Below are 15,160 nucleotides of genomic sequence, written 5' to 3'. Positions count from 1 at the left end.
GTTTTAGACCTCCTTGTATCTGAAGCAAGAAGTAAGGTGGTCATTGACCATGCCTGTGGCTTGCATATGAGCGTAGATCACGGTTGTGCCCACAAATTTGAACCCGCGCTTTTTAAGATCCTTACTAATGGTATCGCTTAAGGGAGTGTTGGCAGGAACTTCCTTTAAACTCTTATAACTGTTGGTTATTGGTTTGCCCTCGGTAAACCCCCATATATAATCGCTAAAACTTCCAAACTCCTCTTGAACCTTCATAAAGGCTTGGGCGTTGCTAATTGTTGCTCTTACTTTGAGTTTGTTGCGGATAATTCCCGGGTTCAATAATAGCTCAGCTACCTTATCTTCTCCGTATTTGGCAATCTTCTTATAGTCGAAACGGTCAAAAGCGCGCCTAAAGTTTTCGCGTTTGCGCAACACGATGATCCAACTCAATCCCGCCTGAAAGGTTTCTAAGATCAGGAATTCAAAAAGGGTATCATCGTCGTAAACAGGGGTTCCCCACTCTTTGTCGTGGTACTTCACATAGAGCGGATCATCCCCACACCAAGCGCATCGATTGATTTTATCCATGATCGAATAATTAGGATTGTTCTTAGGAACGATCAAGGTAGTAAGTTTTTTATTTTATTTGCGTCTGATTGGCTATGGAAAGTATCATGGAAACCCCAACATTGGATTTAATTCAGCAAGGGCTAGAGAAGGCTATGAGTTATCAAGAGTACAAGGAATTGGTTAAGCAACACGTGGAAAACGATACCAATACTGGTCCGGAAGTCACGGAGTCTTTGGCGCAATACACGCTCTTAAACGACAGACGAATGAAACGCTGGGCCAAAACCTTTAAATTGGACGAGGCTACTCGAGCGCAAATTGCCAAAAGAGATAAGCCCCTAACTTGGCTGGTTCTAACGGAAAGCTGGTGTGGAGATGCAGCTCATGCCACGCCCATCATGGATGCCTTTGTCCAGGAAAATCCCAATATCGAGCTCAAGATCCTATTACGCGATGAGAATTTAGAATTGATGGATGCTTTTCTGACCCAAGGCGCTCGATCTATCCCTAAACTTATCGCTTTTGACAATACCCGTAAAGAGCTATTGGGCAGCTGGGGGCCAAGACCAACTCCGGCAACGGCCATGGTCAACATCTTTAAGGCAGAACACGGAAAACTCACTCCAGAATTCAAACAAGACTTGCAAGTTTGGTACAATAAGGATAAGGGTAAAGCCATAGCAGCAGATCTTTTGGAACTGCTCTAACCCTGACCGGGAAAATAATAGGTGATACTGCCGAGTTGGCTGTTTCTTTGCGCTTTAGAAAATACAGTTTGAGAGGCATAGTCTAAAGCAGCATCCCAGAGACAACCGTTAGTGGTGCTGCTGGAATTCTCGTTTATACTTTGCGCAATGACCCGTCCTTTTGCGTCTACACTGATGTTTACTACCACGGTTCCGGAGGCAGCGCAGGTATAGACCGGGTTGGGAACATATAAGGCATTGCGGTCAACCAGACGATAGCGGATACTAGTATTGCTTTCATTGCCATCTACTACCTTTTTTTCTGGAGCCTCGTAAGGGTCCGTTTTTTCAAAACTTGGATTGTCTTTGGCGCTCTCTACATCTTTAATGGCTTGATCTAGCGCCTTTAGGCGTTGGTCAAAATCGTCTTGATCTTCTTGAGATTGGTTGCTTAAGGCAGTGAGCTCTTTGCGGGTCTCGTTAAAGGCCTTGTGGGTTTTAGTTTGCTGCGCAGAAGCTGTGGTTTCTTCTTGGAGTTCTTCTTCTAAAAGGTCTGCCAGCAGCTCTATATCGTATTCGGTCTGCCGATCTTCTGCTACTTTTTTTCTGATCTGAAAACCCCAAAGCAATAGTGCCAAGTTCCCGGTGATCAGGAACGAGAGTATAAAAGCTTTTAAAGACGGAGTGTACTTCATGGGGCTGAATTCGTATTGCTAATATAAGCTGAATTGCGGGTAAAAACTTAATTACAAACTACTTATGTAATCTTCGAATGCGGTTATGTCCATTGCATCTTCAACGCTGTAGGTCCCAATTTTAGTGCGTCTTAAGGCAGAAAGATATGCCCCATTGTCTAAAGCCTTACCAAAATCATTGGCTAGAGATCTTATATAGGTTCCTTTACTGCATTGCACTATAAAATCCACCTCTGGCGGCGCTATTCGACTTAAAGAGAAGTGCAGGATCTCAACTTCTCTGGGTTTTATTTCTATTTGTTGTCCTTTCCGGGCGAGTTCGTAGAGACGTTTTCCGTCTTGTTTTACTGCGGAGAAAATTGGAGGATATTGGGTTATGGTTCCTTGGAATTGTTGAGTCGCAGCTTCTATAGCAGCCTCAGTTAATCCACTCAGGTCAAATTCCTGATCGATCTCGGTTTCCATATCAAAACTCGGGCGGGTAGCTCCAAGGGTAAAGGTCCCGGTGTATTCTTTATGCTGCGCTTGAAACTCCGTGATGCGCTTGGTAAACTTTCCGGTGCAGATCAGCAGTAAACCACTGGCCAATGGGTCTAAAGTTCCGGCATGCCCTACTTTGATCTTTTTAAAGCCGAATTGCTTTCTAATAAGCCATCGCACTTTGTTAACCACTTGAAAGGAAGTCCATTCCAGAGGTTTGTCTATTAGCAGTAGTTGTCCGTCTAAAAAGTCTTGTCCGGTCATCTTAGTAATAACTCACGCCTATGGCAAGGAGTCCTACCAAAAGGCAATAGATAGCAAAATAGGTGAGCTTAGATTTCTTTACCAGTTGTATCATCCAAGTACAGGCAATGATCCCACAGATAAAAGCAGTGATGAATCCGGCGCCTAAAACTACGAATTGAGTATCCGGGCTGCTCAAAGCTCCGTCTAAAATGTCTTTAGCGATCTTTCCAAAGATCAGCGGAATGACCATTAAAAATGAAAAACGCGCAGCTTTTCCTTTATCATTACCCAAGAGTACAGAAGTAGCTATGGTCGAACCTGAGCGAGAAATACCTGGCAACATGGCCACTGCTTGGGCAACTCCAATTACAAAAGCATTGCTATAAGAAACGGGCTTAAGGGTATTCTTCGCGCGATCGGCCAGAAATAAAAGCGCAGCCGTTAGCAAGAGCATGGCTCCGACAAAGGCGATATTTCCACCAAAAAATGCTTCCAATTCGGACTCAAAGAAAAACCCGATCAAGGCAGCGGGGATCATGGAGATCACAATTTTTAAAGAGAATTGTGTTTGTTCGTTCCACTTAAAGCTCAGCAGACCTTTTAAGATCTCCCAAATGTCTTTTCTAAAAACAACTATAGTACTCAGGGCTGTTGCAAAGTGCAAGACAACAGTAAATAACAAACTCTCTTCCGGCACTGCATTGCCGCCCAAAATAGCTTTTCCAAGCTCCAAATGGCCGCTGGAAGACACAGGTAAAAATTCGGTGAATCCCTGAATGATCCCAAGAATAATAGCGTCTAGAAGCTCCATGAATTATTGCTCCTTGTCTGTTTTGAGTAAGATGGCGTATACTTCGATCCCAAAGCCAAGTAAAACCAAGAATGGGGCTAAACGGATTCTTCGCCAGTGATAGATGTCTGGATTAAAAACGTTAGGATCGTCACTGCCGCCACCTGCCATAAGAATAAAACCTAGAGCGATACAGGCTAGCCCGATCAACATAAAGCGATAGTTCTTTTTGTTAAAGACAAACTGAGGCTTGGACTGTTGTTTACGTTTTTGTTCTCCCATTTACTTGAATTCTGTAAAAATTATGGAATCTCCTACTTGCAACTGCGAGATATGATTGGACACTCCAAGGGCAAATTTAGCTAAATGTACGCTAGCGGTCCGGTTCAAAGTGGTCTTTTTCAAAGAATTTAACGTCAGACCTTGTTCTAGCCCCCGATTGATATAGTAGCGCTGGCCCGTATCCGCAGTAATAAAAATATCAAAATCACTACCTGCTTCTACCGCCGTTATTTTGACCTGTTTTACCAAACAATCATGAGGTTGGGTGTCTCTTATTACCAACAGCTCCAAGAGCAAGACACAAAGTAAGATAAAGGCTAAGAGTGTTCCAAAGATTATTAAAACTGTTTTTCGCATACTGCAGCTTTAGTTGTAAAGCTCGTCTATACGCAGGTTTAAAAAGCGTTGCGTTGCAAAATAAGTGCTTGCCCAAGAGATCAGGAACCCAAAGACAAGTACTCCACCAAAAAGACCGCCTAGTAGTAGCTTATCGTCTAATAGGTTGAGTTCGGCAAAGCTCTTTTGCAGGTAATATAACACCCCCAACATGCCTGCCATGGCCAAGATCGCACTGAGTAATCCAAGTTTTATGTTTTGCCAAATAAATGGTCTGCGAATAAAGGCTTTGGTGGCTCCAACCATTTGCATGGTCTTGATTGTAAAACGCTTGGCATAAACCGAAAGTCTGATAGAACTATTTATAAGCAATACGGCGATAACCAAGAAAACACCTGTAATCACAAGCATCCAAAGGCTTATGCGTTTAACATTGCTTTCCAATTTTTCTACCAAAGGTTTGTCGTATTCTACCTCTTCTACAAAGGGTTTGTCTAAGAGTTCGTTGGTAATTTCTTCAAAGGTATTGGCAGTTACGTAGTCCGCGTTGAGGTATACGTCAATGCTGTTTTGCAGCGGATTGTACCCTAGATAATCCATGAAGTCTTCACCTATAGCCTCGGCATGTGCCTCTGCCGCTTGCTGTTTGGAAACATAGGTGGCAGATTTTACATAATCTGCCATGGCTAAGCCTTGTCGTAGCTGGGTCACATCGGCTTCTTTAGCATCGTCTTTCAAATAAACCGAAAAGGGAATCTGCTCTTTAAAATAGTCGCCCACTTGTTTGGAGTTCAATACGATGAGCCCCAACATTCCCAAAAGGAACAAGACCAAGGTGATACTCAGAACTACAGAGAAGTAAGATGAGATCAGGCGTCTTTTTTGGAACTTTTCGTATTTGGAACTCATATCGGGCTTGGGCTTTACTAGAGGTAAAAATACATCCTTTTTTGGAGGCTGCCTTAATAACGTCTAAAGTTTTGGTTTTCGTCTGTTTGAATTTCTAAAGGCCCAATTTTACTGCGGATTTCCTGTGGGCTATTGGCACAATAATTTTTAACTTTGCGGCTATTGTTTTTAGGCAATTAGAAAATTACCAATTCGCGCATAAAATCTGGCAATGAGCAGTTATCACTTTAACGCCATCGAACAAAAATGGCAACAGTATTGGGCAGACCAAGAGTCCTTTAAGGCATCTAATGAAACAGCCGATCCGAAATATTATGTTTTGGACATGTTTCCTTACCCTTCAGGAGCTGGACTTCACGTAGGACATCCTTTAGGATATATAGCCAGTGATATCTACTCGCGTTACAAACGTCATAAAGGATTTAATGTTTTGCATCCGCAGGGATATGACTCCTTCGGGCTACCCGCCGAGCAATACGCAATTCAGACTGGGCAACACCCAGCCATCACCACCAAAGAAAATATTGCGCGTTACCGTGAGCAGCTCGACAAGATGGGCTTCTCTTTTGACTGGTCACGCGAGGTGCGAACTTCGGACCCGGAATACTACCGCTGGACCCAGTGGATCTTCCAACAACTCTACGAGAGCTGGTATTGTAAATCGCACGAACAAGCCTATCCTATCAGTGAGCTGGTTAAGGTCTTTGAAGAAGAAGGAAATGTCGGCATCAATGCGCGTTGTGACAACGAGGTGGTTCCATTCACGGCAGAGACCTGGAACAACTACAGTGACGAGCGTAAGCAAAAAGTACTCTTGCAGTACCGCTTGGCCTATTTGGCAGAGACCGAGGTCAACTGGTGCCCAGGTTTAGGAACTGTTCTGGCCAATGACGAGATAGTGAACGGGGTGAGCGAGCGCGGTGGATTCCCTGTGATTCGCAAAAAAATGCTGCAGTGGAGCATGCGTATCTCTGCCTATGCAGAACGTTTACTGCAAGGGTTGGATACTATTGACTGGACAGATTCCCTAAAAGAATCGCAGCGAAACTGGATTGGTAAATCAGAAGGTGCTTCGGTGATCTTCAAGGTCATTTCAGACGATGTAAACATAGCCGATGCTCCCATAGAGGTCTTTACCACGCGACCAGATACCATCTACGGAGCGACCTTTGTTACTTTGGCGCCAGAACACGATCTGGTTGGCAAAATAACCACGCATCAGCAGCGCAAAGAGGTAGCAGAATACATTGCTGCCACGGCTAAGCGTTCGGAACGCGATCGTATGGCCGATGTTAAAAATATTACTGGAGTCTTTACCGGAGCCTACGCCAAACATCCGCTAACAGAAGAGCCTGTGCCTATCTGGATTGGCGATTATGTACTTGCCGGATATGGAACCGGCGCGGTTATGGCTGTTCCATGTGGAGATCAGCGCGATTGGGACTTTGCTACGCATTTTAATATTCCTATAGTCAACATTTTTCAAGATGTAGACGTATCAGAGGAGGCTCACACAGATAAAGAAGGCACCGTGATCACCAACAGTGACTTTGTGAGTGGCATGCCTTATAAAGAGGCTTTCAATGCAGTAATCGATAAGTTAGAGGCTTTGGGTAGTGGTAAGCGCAAGATCAATTACAGACTCCGCGATGCGGTCTTTTCCAGACAGCGTTATTGGGGAGAACCTTTTCCGGTCTATTATGTGAAAGGTTTGCCGCAAATGATACCTAGTGAACACCTTCCCTTGGTGTTGCCAGAGGTAGAGAAGTATTTGCCAACAGAAGACGGAGATCCACCTTTGGGTCGCGCCGATGTTTGGGCTTGGGATACCGAGAATAATCAGGTGGTTGCTAACGATAAAGTGGATCATATGACTGTTTTCCCTTTAGAGCTTAACACCATGCCAGGTTGGGCGGGGAGTAGTTGGTATTTTTTCCGCTATATGGATGCTCAGAACACGGAAGATTTTGCCGGCGAGGCTGCATTAGATTATTGGCAGAACGTAGACCTCTACATTGGAGGAAGCGAGCACGCCACAGGGCATTTGTTGTACAGTCGTTTTTGGGTGAAGTTCTTGTACGACCGCGGATTCATTAAGGTAGATGAGCCGTTTAAAAAACTGATCAACCAAGGGATGATCCTTGGAACTAGCGCCCTTGTTTACAGAAAAAAGGGGACAAACACCTATGTGTCTGCAGGTTTGGCCAAAGACATAGACACCGATGCTCTCAGAGTAGATGTGAACTTGGTAAATGCTTCGGATGAGTTAGATGTGGAAGCTCTTAAAAAGTGGCAGCCCCAATTTGCGGATGCCGAATTTGAATTGGAGAACGGGAAATACATCGTTGGCCGCGAAGTAGAAAAAATGTCTAAGCGTTGGTTCAACGTAGTAAATCCAGACGATATCTGCGAGCAATATGGGGCAGACACCCTGCGTATGTACGAGATGTTCTTAGGACCTTTAGAGCAGGCCAAACCCTGGAATACTGCTGGTATAACTGGAGTTCATAGTTTCTTAAAAAAACTCTGGAAACTCTACCACAGCGGGCCAGAAGGTAGTTTTAATGCCACAGATACAGAACCTACAGCGGAGCAGCTTAAGACCTTGCACAAGACTATCAAAAAGGTGACAGAAGACATTGAGGCCTTTAGCTTCAACACTTCCGTCTCCACCTTTATGATCGCCGTTAACGAATTAACAGCAAGCAAATGTAATAGTCGGGTTATTTTGGAGCCTTTAGCCGTATTGATCTCTCCTTATGCGCCACATATCGCAGAGGAGCTTTGGGCAAAACTAGGCCACGAAGAGGGAATATCTAAAGTGCAGTATCCGGAGTTTAACGAGGCCTACTTGGTAGAAAGCACAAAGGCTTACCCGATCTCTTTCAACGGGAAAATGCGCTTTACCATGGAGCTACCTATGGATATGGATAAAGCTGCAATAGAAGCTGCTGTTCTAGCAGACGAGAAGACACAGCAGTATCTGGAAGGCCGCACTCCTAAACGGGTAATTGTTGTTCCTGGTAAGATCGTAAACATTGTAGGCTAATGAGAATTCTGCTCTTCTTGTTTACTACAACTTGTATGTTTGGACAAGACATGCCTGCAGATTCCGTGAAATTTCCAGACGACTTTTTTGGTCGATATAGCGGAAAGCTGACCATAGATAATGGCAGCAATGTTCAAGAAATCGACATGAGCTTTGAGCTATCTGCTACCGATACTTTAGGTGTGTATAACTATGTTTTAGGGTATCAGGGACAAGCTCCGCGGCAATATTTGCTCAAAACAGTAGATGCCAACAAAGGGTTGTATCGGGTTGATGAGCAGAATGACATTGTATTAGATGCCCGCTTGGTAGGTCAAACCCTGATCAGCATCTTTGAAGTGCAGGGCAATCTTATCACAACACGAGAAGAATTCTTTACAGACAGGCGGATGATCTTCGAGATCACTATGGTGCAAACTGATAAAGCTGAAATTAGCGGGGGTACATCCGAAGAAATTCCCGAAGTAAAAAGCTATCCGGTTAGGGTGGTACAGCGTGCCTATCTGACCAGACGCGACTAAAAGCCTGACAAAAATTCCACTTTAAAATTTGGCAGCAAATTTGCTGTCTATTTGTATCTTTAATTGAATTAAACAAGACACGAATGTTAGGATATTATATACTGGGTGGAATTATCTTTTTGGTAAGTGCGTATGTGAGCAACACCCTAAAAAGCAAGTTTAAAAAGTATTCCAAGGTGCGTTTGCAAAATGGGATGAGCGGAGCTGAGATCGCCCAGAAGATGCTAGACGATCACGGCATTCGCGATGTTCAGGTCATTTCTACGCCTGGAATGCTTACAGACCATTACAATCCCTTAAAGAAGACGGTTAACCTTAGTGAAGGAGTCTACAATCAGCGTAACGCTGCTGCTGCTGCTGTGGCCGCACACGAAGTAGGGCACGCCGTACAACACGCCACAGCCTATTCTTGGCTTACTATGCGTTCTAAGATCGTACCTGCGGTTGGGATTGCGAGTAAATTGTCTAACATTGTTATAATTGCAGGCTTGGTGCTTGCCTCTGCCGGGAGTGCTTTTGGTACTGCCGTATTTAGTGTTGGTATCGGACTCTTTGCCGTAACCACATTGTTTGCCTTTATCACTTTGCCCGTGGAATTCGATGCTTCTAACAGAGCGCTGGCTTGGTTGGAGCGCGAAAATATGGTGACCCAGCAAGAGTATGCCGGTTCTAAAGACGCTCTAAAATGGGCTGCCCGTACCTATGTGGTAGCTGCCTTAGGCTCTTTAGCGACTTTGGTCTACTTTATTATGATGTTTATGGGGAGCCGTGATTAACCGGCGATATTGTCTGGGTTATAGCCCAAGTAATCGGTAAAGTTCTCTTTAAATACTATGCCGTAATCTTCGAGTTCTTTTAGAATAGGCTCGTAGACTTCTTTAGCAATAGGAATCTGTACTCCTGGAGTAGTGATTTCACCATTTAAGATCTTTAAAGCGGCTATGGCTACCGGCAGTCCAACTGTTTTGGCCATGGCCGTTTCTACAGTATCCTCTCCAATGATAACCATATTGGAGTCTATTTGTTTGCGCTTGCCGTTTAGTTCGTAACCGAACTTGTGGTACATTACTATCATGTCCTTATCGTTATCGTCTAAGGTCCATTTGTCCATCAAGATCTTTTGCAGGGCTTGCGCTGGAGTAGCATTTTTAATGCCGATGGTCTTTTTGTTGTTAAAGAGATCCAATTCCATGAGTTTGTCCCACATCTCGTCGTCCTGATCGATCTTTAAGTTGTGGCGCATCTTTAGTTCGACGGAATCTGTAGGCGAGTAGGGTAAAAAGCAATTTACGAATTCCCGATAGGTCATTGTTTCTGTGTTCTGCAGATGATAACTATCGTCTGTCATGCCCAACTGAACAAACATATTCCAAGCGCGGCTAAAGCCAACACGCCTTATGGTGCCTCTGTATAAGGTCAATACGTCTTCCAAGCTGTAGGCCTCGCGATATTTAAGTGAGTTACGGTTGGCGTAGGCTTCAAATCGGCCGTAGTCTTCTATGTCTAAGAACTCGGTTCTTCTAAAGAGTCTGTGGTAGGGAATGTATTTGTAGGTGCCTTCTTGGATGAACTCCGCAGCACCACCTTGACCAGCTACAACCACATTACGCGGATTCCAAGTGAACTTGTAATGCCAGAGGTTGTTGTCGCTCTCCGGAGCAATTAAGCCTCCGGTAAAGGACTCAAAAAGCAACATTTTTCCACCATTATCGCGAATTCTGTCGATGACAAGCATGGCGCTCATATGATCTATCCCTGGGTCCAAGCCAATTTCATTCATAAAAACCAAACCTTTAGACTTGGCCTTAGTATCTAAACTGAGCATTTCATCGCTCACATAAGAGGCGGTAACCATATGTTTGCCAAACTCCAAACAGTCTTTGGCCACCTCTATATGAAAACGAGCGGGAAGCATGGAAATCACCAAGTCTGCACTTTGAACCGCAGCTCTGCGGTCTTTTTCGTTAAAGACATCGAGCATGATAGCTCTCGCATTAGGGTGCCCATCGGTGAACTTTTGAGCGGCTTGTATAGACTGATCGCCTATGGTGATGTTCAAATTTTCTGAGGCTGATTTGTCTAGTAGATAGTTGATCAAACTGCTGGCAGAACGACCAGCTCCTATAATTAAAAGTTCACGCATGGTGGCTTAATTTTGTACCTTCGTAGTGCTGCGAAAATACAAATTGTACCTCTTAGCTCATGCGGATTGAACACAAAAATTTTGCTCTTGCGGGAATTATCTTTACCGCCCTTTCTATTGTTTTAGGTGCCTTTGGTGCTCATGCCCTTGAGGCGCTGTTATCTGCCGAGAAATTGGCCAACTTTGAGGTTGGGGTAAGGTATCAAGTCTATCAAGGCTTGGCGCTTATGTGGTTGTCTTTGGTGAGCTCTTTAGATAAAAAAGCGCTAAAACAAGTGTATTACTTGTGGCTGATAGGGGTCATTTTTTTCTCCGGATCTTTATACGTACTTGCATTCACGGAAGTATGGGACTTTACACCTGGACCTTTGGTTTTTATAACTCCTCTTGGCGGTACCTTACTAATTTTCGGTTGGCTGCGCCTCTTGCTGGCGCTGTGGCGTAAATCCTAAGTAAAAAGCTAGATTTCGCGCCCTGTTTAGGCATTAATTTCTATTTTTGTAAACCAATTAGACATCTGATAAATTAAAAAATAATGGTCGACAACACCCCTTCCACGAAAACGATTTCGTTAGACAACTACGGAATAAAGAACGCGAAGGTTAACTACCAACTAACGCCAGAACAATTACACGACATTACCATAGCCAAAGGCATGGGTCGCGAAGCCTACAATGGTGCACTTGCGGTAAATACAGGAGAATTCACAGGACGGTCCCCCATGGACCGTTTTATCGTTAAAGACGACATTACCAAAGACAGAATTTGGTGGGGTCCTATTAATATTCCCTTTGATTCTGATAAGTTCGATGCGCTTTACGACAAGATCACTGCTTATTTAAGCGAAAAGGAGATCTACGTTCGGGATTGCTATGCTTGCGCCGATCCGAATTATCGTACAGACATCCGCGTGATCAATGAGTATCCGTGGTCCAATATGTTTGTTTACAATATGTTCTTGCGCCCAAAAGATTCTGAGCTAGAAGGTTTCAGCCCGGAATGGACTGTGATCAACGCTCCAGGTTTTATGGCAGATGCCGAACTAGACGGCACCCGTCAGCACAACTTTGCCATTCTAAACTTTACTAGAAAAACTGCAATAGTAGGTGGAACAGCTTATACGGGAGAGATTAAAAAAGGGATATTCAGTTCGTTGAACTTTACACTTCCTGTTTTCGAGAACACTTTACCAATGCACTGTTCTGCTAATGTTGGGAAAGATGGTGACACTTCTATTTTCTTCGGACTTTCGGGTACCGGGAAAACAACCTTATCTGCAGATCCTAACAGAAAGCTCATTGGTGACGACGAGCACGGCTGGACAGCAGAGAATACTATCTTCAACTTCGAAGGTGGTTGTTACGCCAAAGTGATCAATATGTCTCGAGAAAGCGAGCCAGAGATCTACGATGCGATCAAAAAAGGTGCGATCCTAGAAAATGTGATCATGGACGAGAACGGCGTAGTGGATTATACCGATTCTTCCATCACACAAAATACACGAGTAAGCTATCCGATTTATCACATCGAAAATATTCAAGTGCCTTCTATAGGTAAGAACCCAACGAATATCTTCTTTCTAACTGCGGATGCTTTTGGAGTACTACCTCCAATTTCGAAACTAACTCCAGGACAAGCTGCGTATCACTTCATTAGTGGATATACGGCTAAAGTGGCAGGAACAGAAGCGGGTATAGACGAGCCTGTGCCAAGTTTTTCTGCTTGCTTCGGAGCTCCATTCATGCCTTTACACCCAACCAAGTACGCAGAAATGCTGAGCAAGAAGATGCAAGAGGCTGGTGTAAATGTTTGGTTAGTCAATACAGGATGGACCGGAGGACCTTATGGTGTAGGTACGCGTATGAAGCTCAAATACACCCGTGCTATGATCACTGCGGCTATGGACGGAAGTCTAGAAGCGGCCAATAAGGACAACTACCACATACACTCCGTATTTGGAGTGCATCAGCCAAGAACTTGTCCAAATGTTCCTGATGAGGTTTTGAGTCCTCGGAAGACTTGGAATAATGACGAAGGTTATTATAAGACAGCTGCCAAACTTACGTCGAGTTTTAGAGAGAACTTCAAACAGTTTGATGATATGGCCAGCGAGGAAATTCTAGCCGGAGGACCTTTAAAGTAAACAGCTCTTAGATAAACTAAAAAGCTCCGCAATGTGCGGAGCTTTTTTTATTTCTTCTTGTTGACTTCTGCAATGTATTTTTCCAGTGCCATGGTCATCGATGGGGTTTCTGGGGTCGGTGCTTGAATATTGATCTCCAAGCCGCGTTCTGAAGCCGCTTTTACTGTAGTGTTTCCGAAGACCGCAATACGCGTGTCGTTTTGCTCGAAATCTGGGAAATTCTCAAAGAGAGACTTGATTCCGCTCGGGCTAAAGAAAACTAAGATATCGTAGTAAACGTTGCGAAGATCAGAAAGATCACTTACAACGGTTTTATAGAAGGTCGCTTGTTTCCAGTTTACACCAACTTCGTCCAATAAGGCCGGTACTGTCGGCTTTAACATATCAGATGAGGGTAAAAGGAAAGATTCGTTCTTATATTTTTTGATCAACGGGATCAGCTCTGCAAATGTGCGTTTACCTACGTAGATCTTACGCTTGCGATATACAACATACTTTTGCAAATAATAAGCCACCGCTTCTGACTGGCAGAAATACTTTAAAGTATCCGGTACTTTAAAACGCATTTCTTCTGCAATTCTAAAGAAGTGATCTACGGCATTACGACTGGTAAGTATGATAGCCGTATAATTGGCAAGGTCAACCTTTTGCGAGCGTACATCTTTAGCAGACACACCTTCTACGTGAATAAAAGGTCTAAAGTCGATCTTTACCTTATGTTTTTCAACCAAGTTGAAATAAGGAGAATTCTCTACTTTAGGCTCTGGTTGAGACACCAAAATTGTTTTCACTTTCATATCCCCGTTTTTTTCCTTTTTCATCCTTTTAAATCAGCACTTTATACAGCAGAATAAAGGGTGAAATTTCAAGTGCGCAAAGATATAAAATAAAATAGAAGAAATTGCGAAAAATCAGGTTTTCATTGTTTTTGTAGCTGTAAATCAGGCCCATAATATAAGCTCCTATCGCGAGCAGTCCTGCGAGGTATAAGACCCATTCACTTTGTAGTGGACCGTATCGATAAACTACACAGAATCCAAGAAGTCCTAATCCGATCAGATTCAGAAAGCTCAATTTTTCGAAAACATAGGTCCCTACTAGGTCTTCCAACTTAAAAACAACTCCTAGAAGTCGCGTTAAGAGGAATTTGATACTGAAAAAGCCGAATATTGCTGCAGTCATTTGCAAAAAAAAGGATAGACCTGGAGAACTGCCTGCATTTAATTCAACACTTAAAAAACTTCCGTACAGTGCCGCTCCAATAAGTCCAACCAAAAACAATAGGGTCGGAAATGGGCTAGTTGTGTGTTGCGATTTACCAGAGATTATAAAATAGCGATTGCTCAACGGCAATTGTAAAAAACTCCGAAAACTCTCCTGGTAATTGTAGGCGGCGATAGCCAGGATCAGCAGGGCTAAAACTACCAGGCTAATGATCCAAGAATCTGAGGTTATTTCTCTAAGACTGAGTTCGGCGATTTCCACCGTCTAAAGGTAACCTAAATGTCGCTTGTATGCAGCCGATCAATTACAAAAATCTTCACATTTCTTTAGTTGAAAAAAACTACATTTGCCTCAAAACAGGCATGTCAGAAGGACTTGTAGTCATACCCACCTATAACGAAGCTGAGAACATCTCGCGCTTGCTGCGCAATGTATTCTCCTTGCAGCGCGCTTTAGATGTGCTGGTGGTAGACGACAATTCGCCGGACGGAACTGCGGGGCTGGTCAAGGCCTTGCAAAAGGAATTCCCTGGTAGACTACATCTAGAAGAGCGATCTGGTAAGCAAGGACTCGGAACTGCTTACATTCACGGTTTTAAGTGGGCTTTAGCAAGACCTTACGAATACATTTTCGAAATGGACGCCGATTTTTCGCACAATCCGAATGATTTGTTGAGGCTTTATAACGCTTGCGCAAAGCAAGGGGCAGATCTGGCAGTTGGGTCGCGTTATGTAACGGGAGTCAACGTTGTGAACTGGCCCATGAGCAGAGTTTTGCTGAGTTGGATCGCTTCTAAATATGTGCGTTTCATTACCCGTATTAAGGTGTTTGATACTACCGCCGGATTTGTATGTTATAAGCGGGAAGTTCTAGAAACTATTCAGTTGGACAAGATCCGCTTTGTAGGTTATGCATTCCAGATCGAAATGAAGTACAAAGCCTATCTTTTAAATTTTAAAATCACCGAGGTTCCCGTTATCTTTACCGACCGAACTCAAGGGGAGTCTAAAATGAGTAAAGGTATCATATCAGAAGCTATTTTTGGTGTGATAGGCATGCGACTAAAACGCCTGTTTGGACGTTTAGAACTATAGACTTCCAACC

The 15,160-nt window shown here is 43.8% G+C and carries 17 protein-coding genes; 7 read left to right on the top strand and 10 right to left on the bottom strand.

Features of this window, described 5'->3' with window-relative positions; genetic code table 11:
- Nucleotides 1-3: 3 nt before the first annotated feature.
- Nucleotides 4-570, bottom strand: coding sequence for a DNA-3-methyladenine glycosylase I (locus tag AC0J2F_RS06355; RefSeq protein ID WP_473009312.1), 567 nt, complete (start codon nt 568-570; stop codon nt 4-6).
- Between the two features lie 74 nt (nt 571-644).
- Here AC0J2F_RS06355 and AC0J2F_RS06350 point away from each other — a divergent pair, with 74 nt between their 5' ends.
- Nucleotides 645-1,259 carry a thioredoxin family protein gene (locus AC0J2F_RS06350; protein WP_473009311.1) on the top strand — a complete coding sequence of 205 codons (615 nt, stop codon included), beginning with the start codon at nt 645-647 and terminating at the stop codon, nt 1,257-1,259.
- On the opposite strand, the gene AC0J2F_RS06345 is transcribed toward AC0J2F_RS06350, so the two are convergent.
- Genes AC0J2F_RS06345 through AC0J2F_RS06320 form a run of 6 tightly spaced genes read right to left on the bottom strand, consistent with a single transcriptional unit; the run spans nt 1,256 to nt 4,976 of the window.
- Nucleotides 1,256-1,933, bottom strand: coding sequence for an energy transducer TonB (locus tag AC0J2F_RS06345; RefSeq protein WP_473009310.1), 678 nt, complete (start codon nt 1,931-1,933; stop codon nt 1,256-1,258). The genes AC0J2F_RS06350 and AC0J2F_RS06345 overlap by 4 nt on opposite strands.
- Nucleotides 1,934-1,984: 51 nt before the next feature.
- Nucleotides 1,985-2,677: a tRNA pseudouridine(55) synthase TruB gene (truB, locus tag AC0J2F_RS06340; RefSeq protein WP_473009309.1), complete on the bottom strand. Its 693-nt coding sequence runs from the start codon at nt 2,675-2,677 to the stop codon at nt 1,985-1,987.
- Nucleotide 2,678: 1 nt separating this feature from the next.
- The gene (locus AC0J2F_RS06335; protein WP_473009308.1) at nt 2,679-3,470 is read right to left on the bottom strand and encodes an undecaprenyl-diphosphate phosphatase; all 792 of its coding nucleotides are present in this window, start codon (nt 3,468-3,470) and stop codon (nt 2,679-2,681) included.
- A 3-nt stretch (nt 3,471-3,473) separates the two neighbouring features.
- Nucleotides 3,474-3,731 (bottom strand): DUF3098 domain-containing protein, encoded by a 258-nt coding sequence (locus AC0J2F_RS06330; RefSeq protein ID WP_087524141.1) that lies wholly within the window; start codon nt 3,729-3,731, stop codon nt 3,474-3,476.
- Nucleotides 3,732-4,088, bottom strand: a complete 357-nt coding sequence (locus AC0J2F_RS06325) for a hypothetical protein (RefSeq protein WP_473009307.1) — start codon at nt 4,086-4,088, stop codon at nt 3,732-3,734.
- A gap of 9 nt (nt 4,089-4,097) precedes the next feature.
- Entirely contained in the window at nt 4,098-4,976 is an 879-nt protein-coding gene (locus tag AC0J2F_RS06320; protein ID WP_473009306.1) for a cell division protein FtsX, read from the bottom strand.
- A gap of 211 nt (nt 4,977-5,187) precedes the next feature.
- Here AC0J2F_RS06320 and leuS point away from each other — a divergent pair, with 211 nt between their 5' ends.
- From leuS to AC0J2F_RS06305, 3 genes are all read left to right on the top strand, one after another.
- On the top strand, nt 5,188-8,025 hold the full coding sequence (gene leuS / locus AC0J2F_RS06315; RefSeq protein ID WP_473009305.1) for a leucine--tRNA ligase: 2,838 nt from the start codon (nt 5,188-5,190) through the stop codon (nt 8,023-8,025).
- Nucleotides 8,025-8,546 carry a hypothetical protein gene (locus AC0J2F_RS06310; protein ID WP_473009304.1) on the top strand — a complete coding sequence of 174 codons (522 nt, stop codon included), beginning with the start codon at nt 8,025-8,027 and terminating at the stop codon, nt 8,544-8,546. Before leuS ends, AC0J2F_RS06310 begins: the two co-directional genes overlap by 1 nt.
- Before the next feature lie 83 nt (nt 8,547-8,629).
- The gene (locus AC0J2F_RS06305) at nt 8,630-9,322 is read left to right on the top strand and encodes a zinc metallopeptidase (RefSeq protein WP_473009303.1); all 693 of its coding nucleotides are present in this window, start codon (nt 8,630-8,632) and stop codon (nt 9,320-9,322) included.
- Here the strand turns inward: AC0J2F_RS06305 and AC0J2F_RS06300 are convergent.
- The gene (locus tag AC0J2F_RS06300) at nt 9,319-10,689 is read right to left on the bottom strand and encodes a saccharopine dehydrogenase family protein (RefSeq protein WP_473009302.1); all 1,371 of its coding nucleotides are present in this window, start codon (nt 10,687-10,689) and stop codon (nt 9,319-9,321) included. The two genes, AC0J2F_RS06305 and AC0J2F_RS06300, sit on opposite strands and share 4 nt — an antisense overlap.
- Before the next feature lie 59 nt (nt 10,690-10,748).
- Between AC0J2F_RS06300 and AC0J2F_RS06295 the strand changes: the two genes are divergently transcribed.
- A complete protein-coding gene (locus AC0J2F_RS06295; protein WP_473009301.1) occupies nt 10,749-11,141 on the top strand; it encodes a DUF423 domain-containing protein in 393 nt (130 codons plus the stop codon).
- An 83-nt stretch (nt 11,142-11,224) separates the two neighbouring features.
- Complete coding sequence (pckA, locus tag AC0J2F_RS06290; RefSeq protein ID WP_473009300.1) at nt 11,225-12,832, top strand: phosphoenolpyruvate carboxykinase (ATP); 1,608 nt, start codon at nt 11,225-11,227, stop codon at nt 12,830-12,832.
- A 47-nt stretch (nt 12,833-12,879) separates the two neighbouring features.
- Here the strand turns inward: pckA and AC0J2F_RS06285 are convergent, their stop codons facing one another.
- Nucleotides 12,880-13,629 carry a uroporphyrinogen-III synthase gene (locus AC0J2F_RS06285; protein WP_087525514.1) on the bottom strand — a complete coding sequence of 250 codons (750 nt, stop codon included), beginning with the start codon at nt 13,627-13,629 and terminating at the stop codon, nt 12,880-12,882.
- A 28-nt stretch (nt 13,630-13,657) separates the two neighbouring features.
- A complete protein-coding gene (locus tag AC0J2F_RS06280) occupies nt 13,658-14,317 on the bottom strand; it encodes a DUF4271 domain-containing protein (RefSeq protein ID WP_473009299.1) in 660 nt (219 codons plus the stop codon).
- A gap of 101 nt (nt 14,318-14,418) precedes the next feature.
- On the opposite strand from AC0J2F_RS06280, the gene AC0J2F_RS06275 reads away from it, so the two are divergent.
- A complete protein-coding gene (locus AC0J2F_RS06275; protein WP_473009297.1) occupies nt 14,419-15,150 on the top strand; it encodes a polyprenol monophosphomannose synthase in 732 nt (243 codons plus the stop codon).
- Nucleotides 15,151-15,160 lie beyond the last annotated feature (10 nt).

The organism is Gilvibacter sp. CC01, from assembly GCF_055755295.1.
The sequence above is the reverse complement of the archived record's forward strand: the minus strand, read 5'-3'. Positions and strand labels throughout refer to the sequence as shown.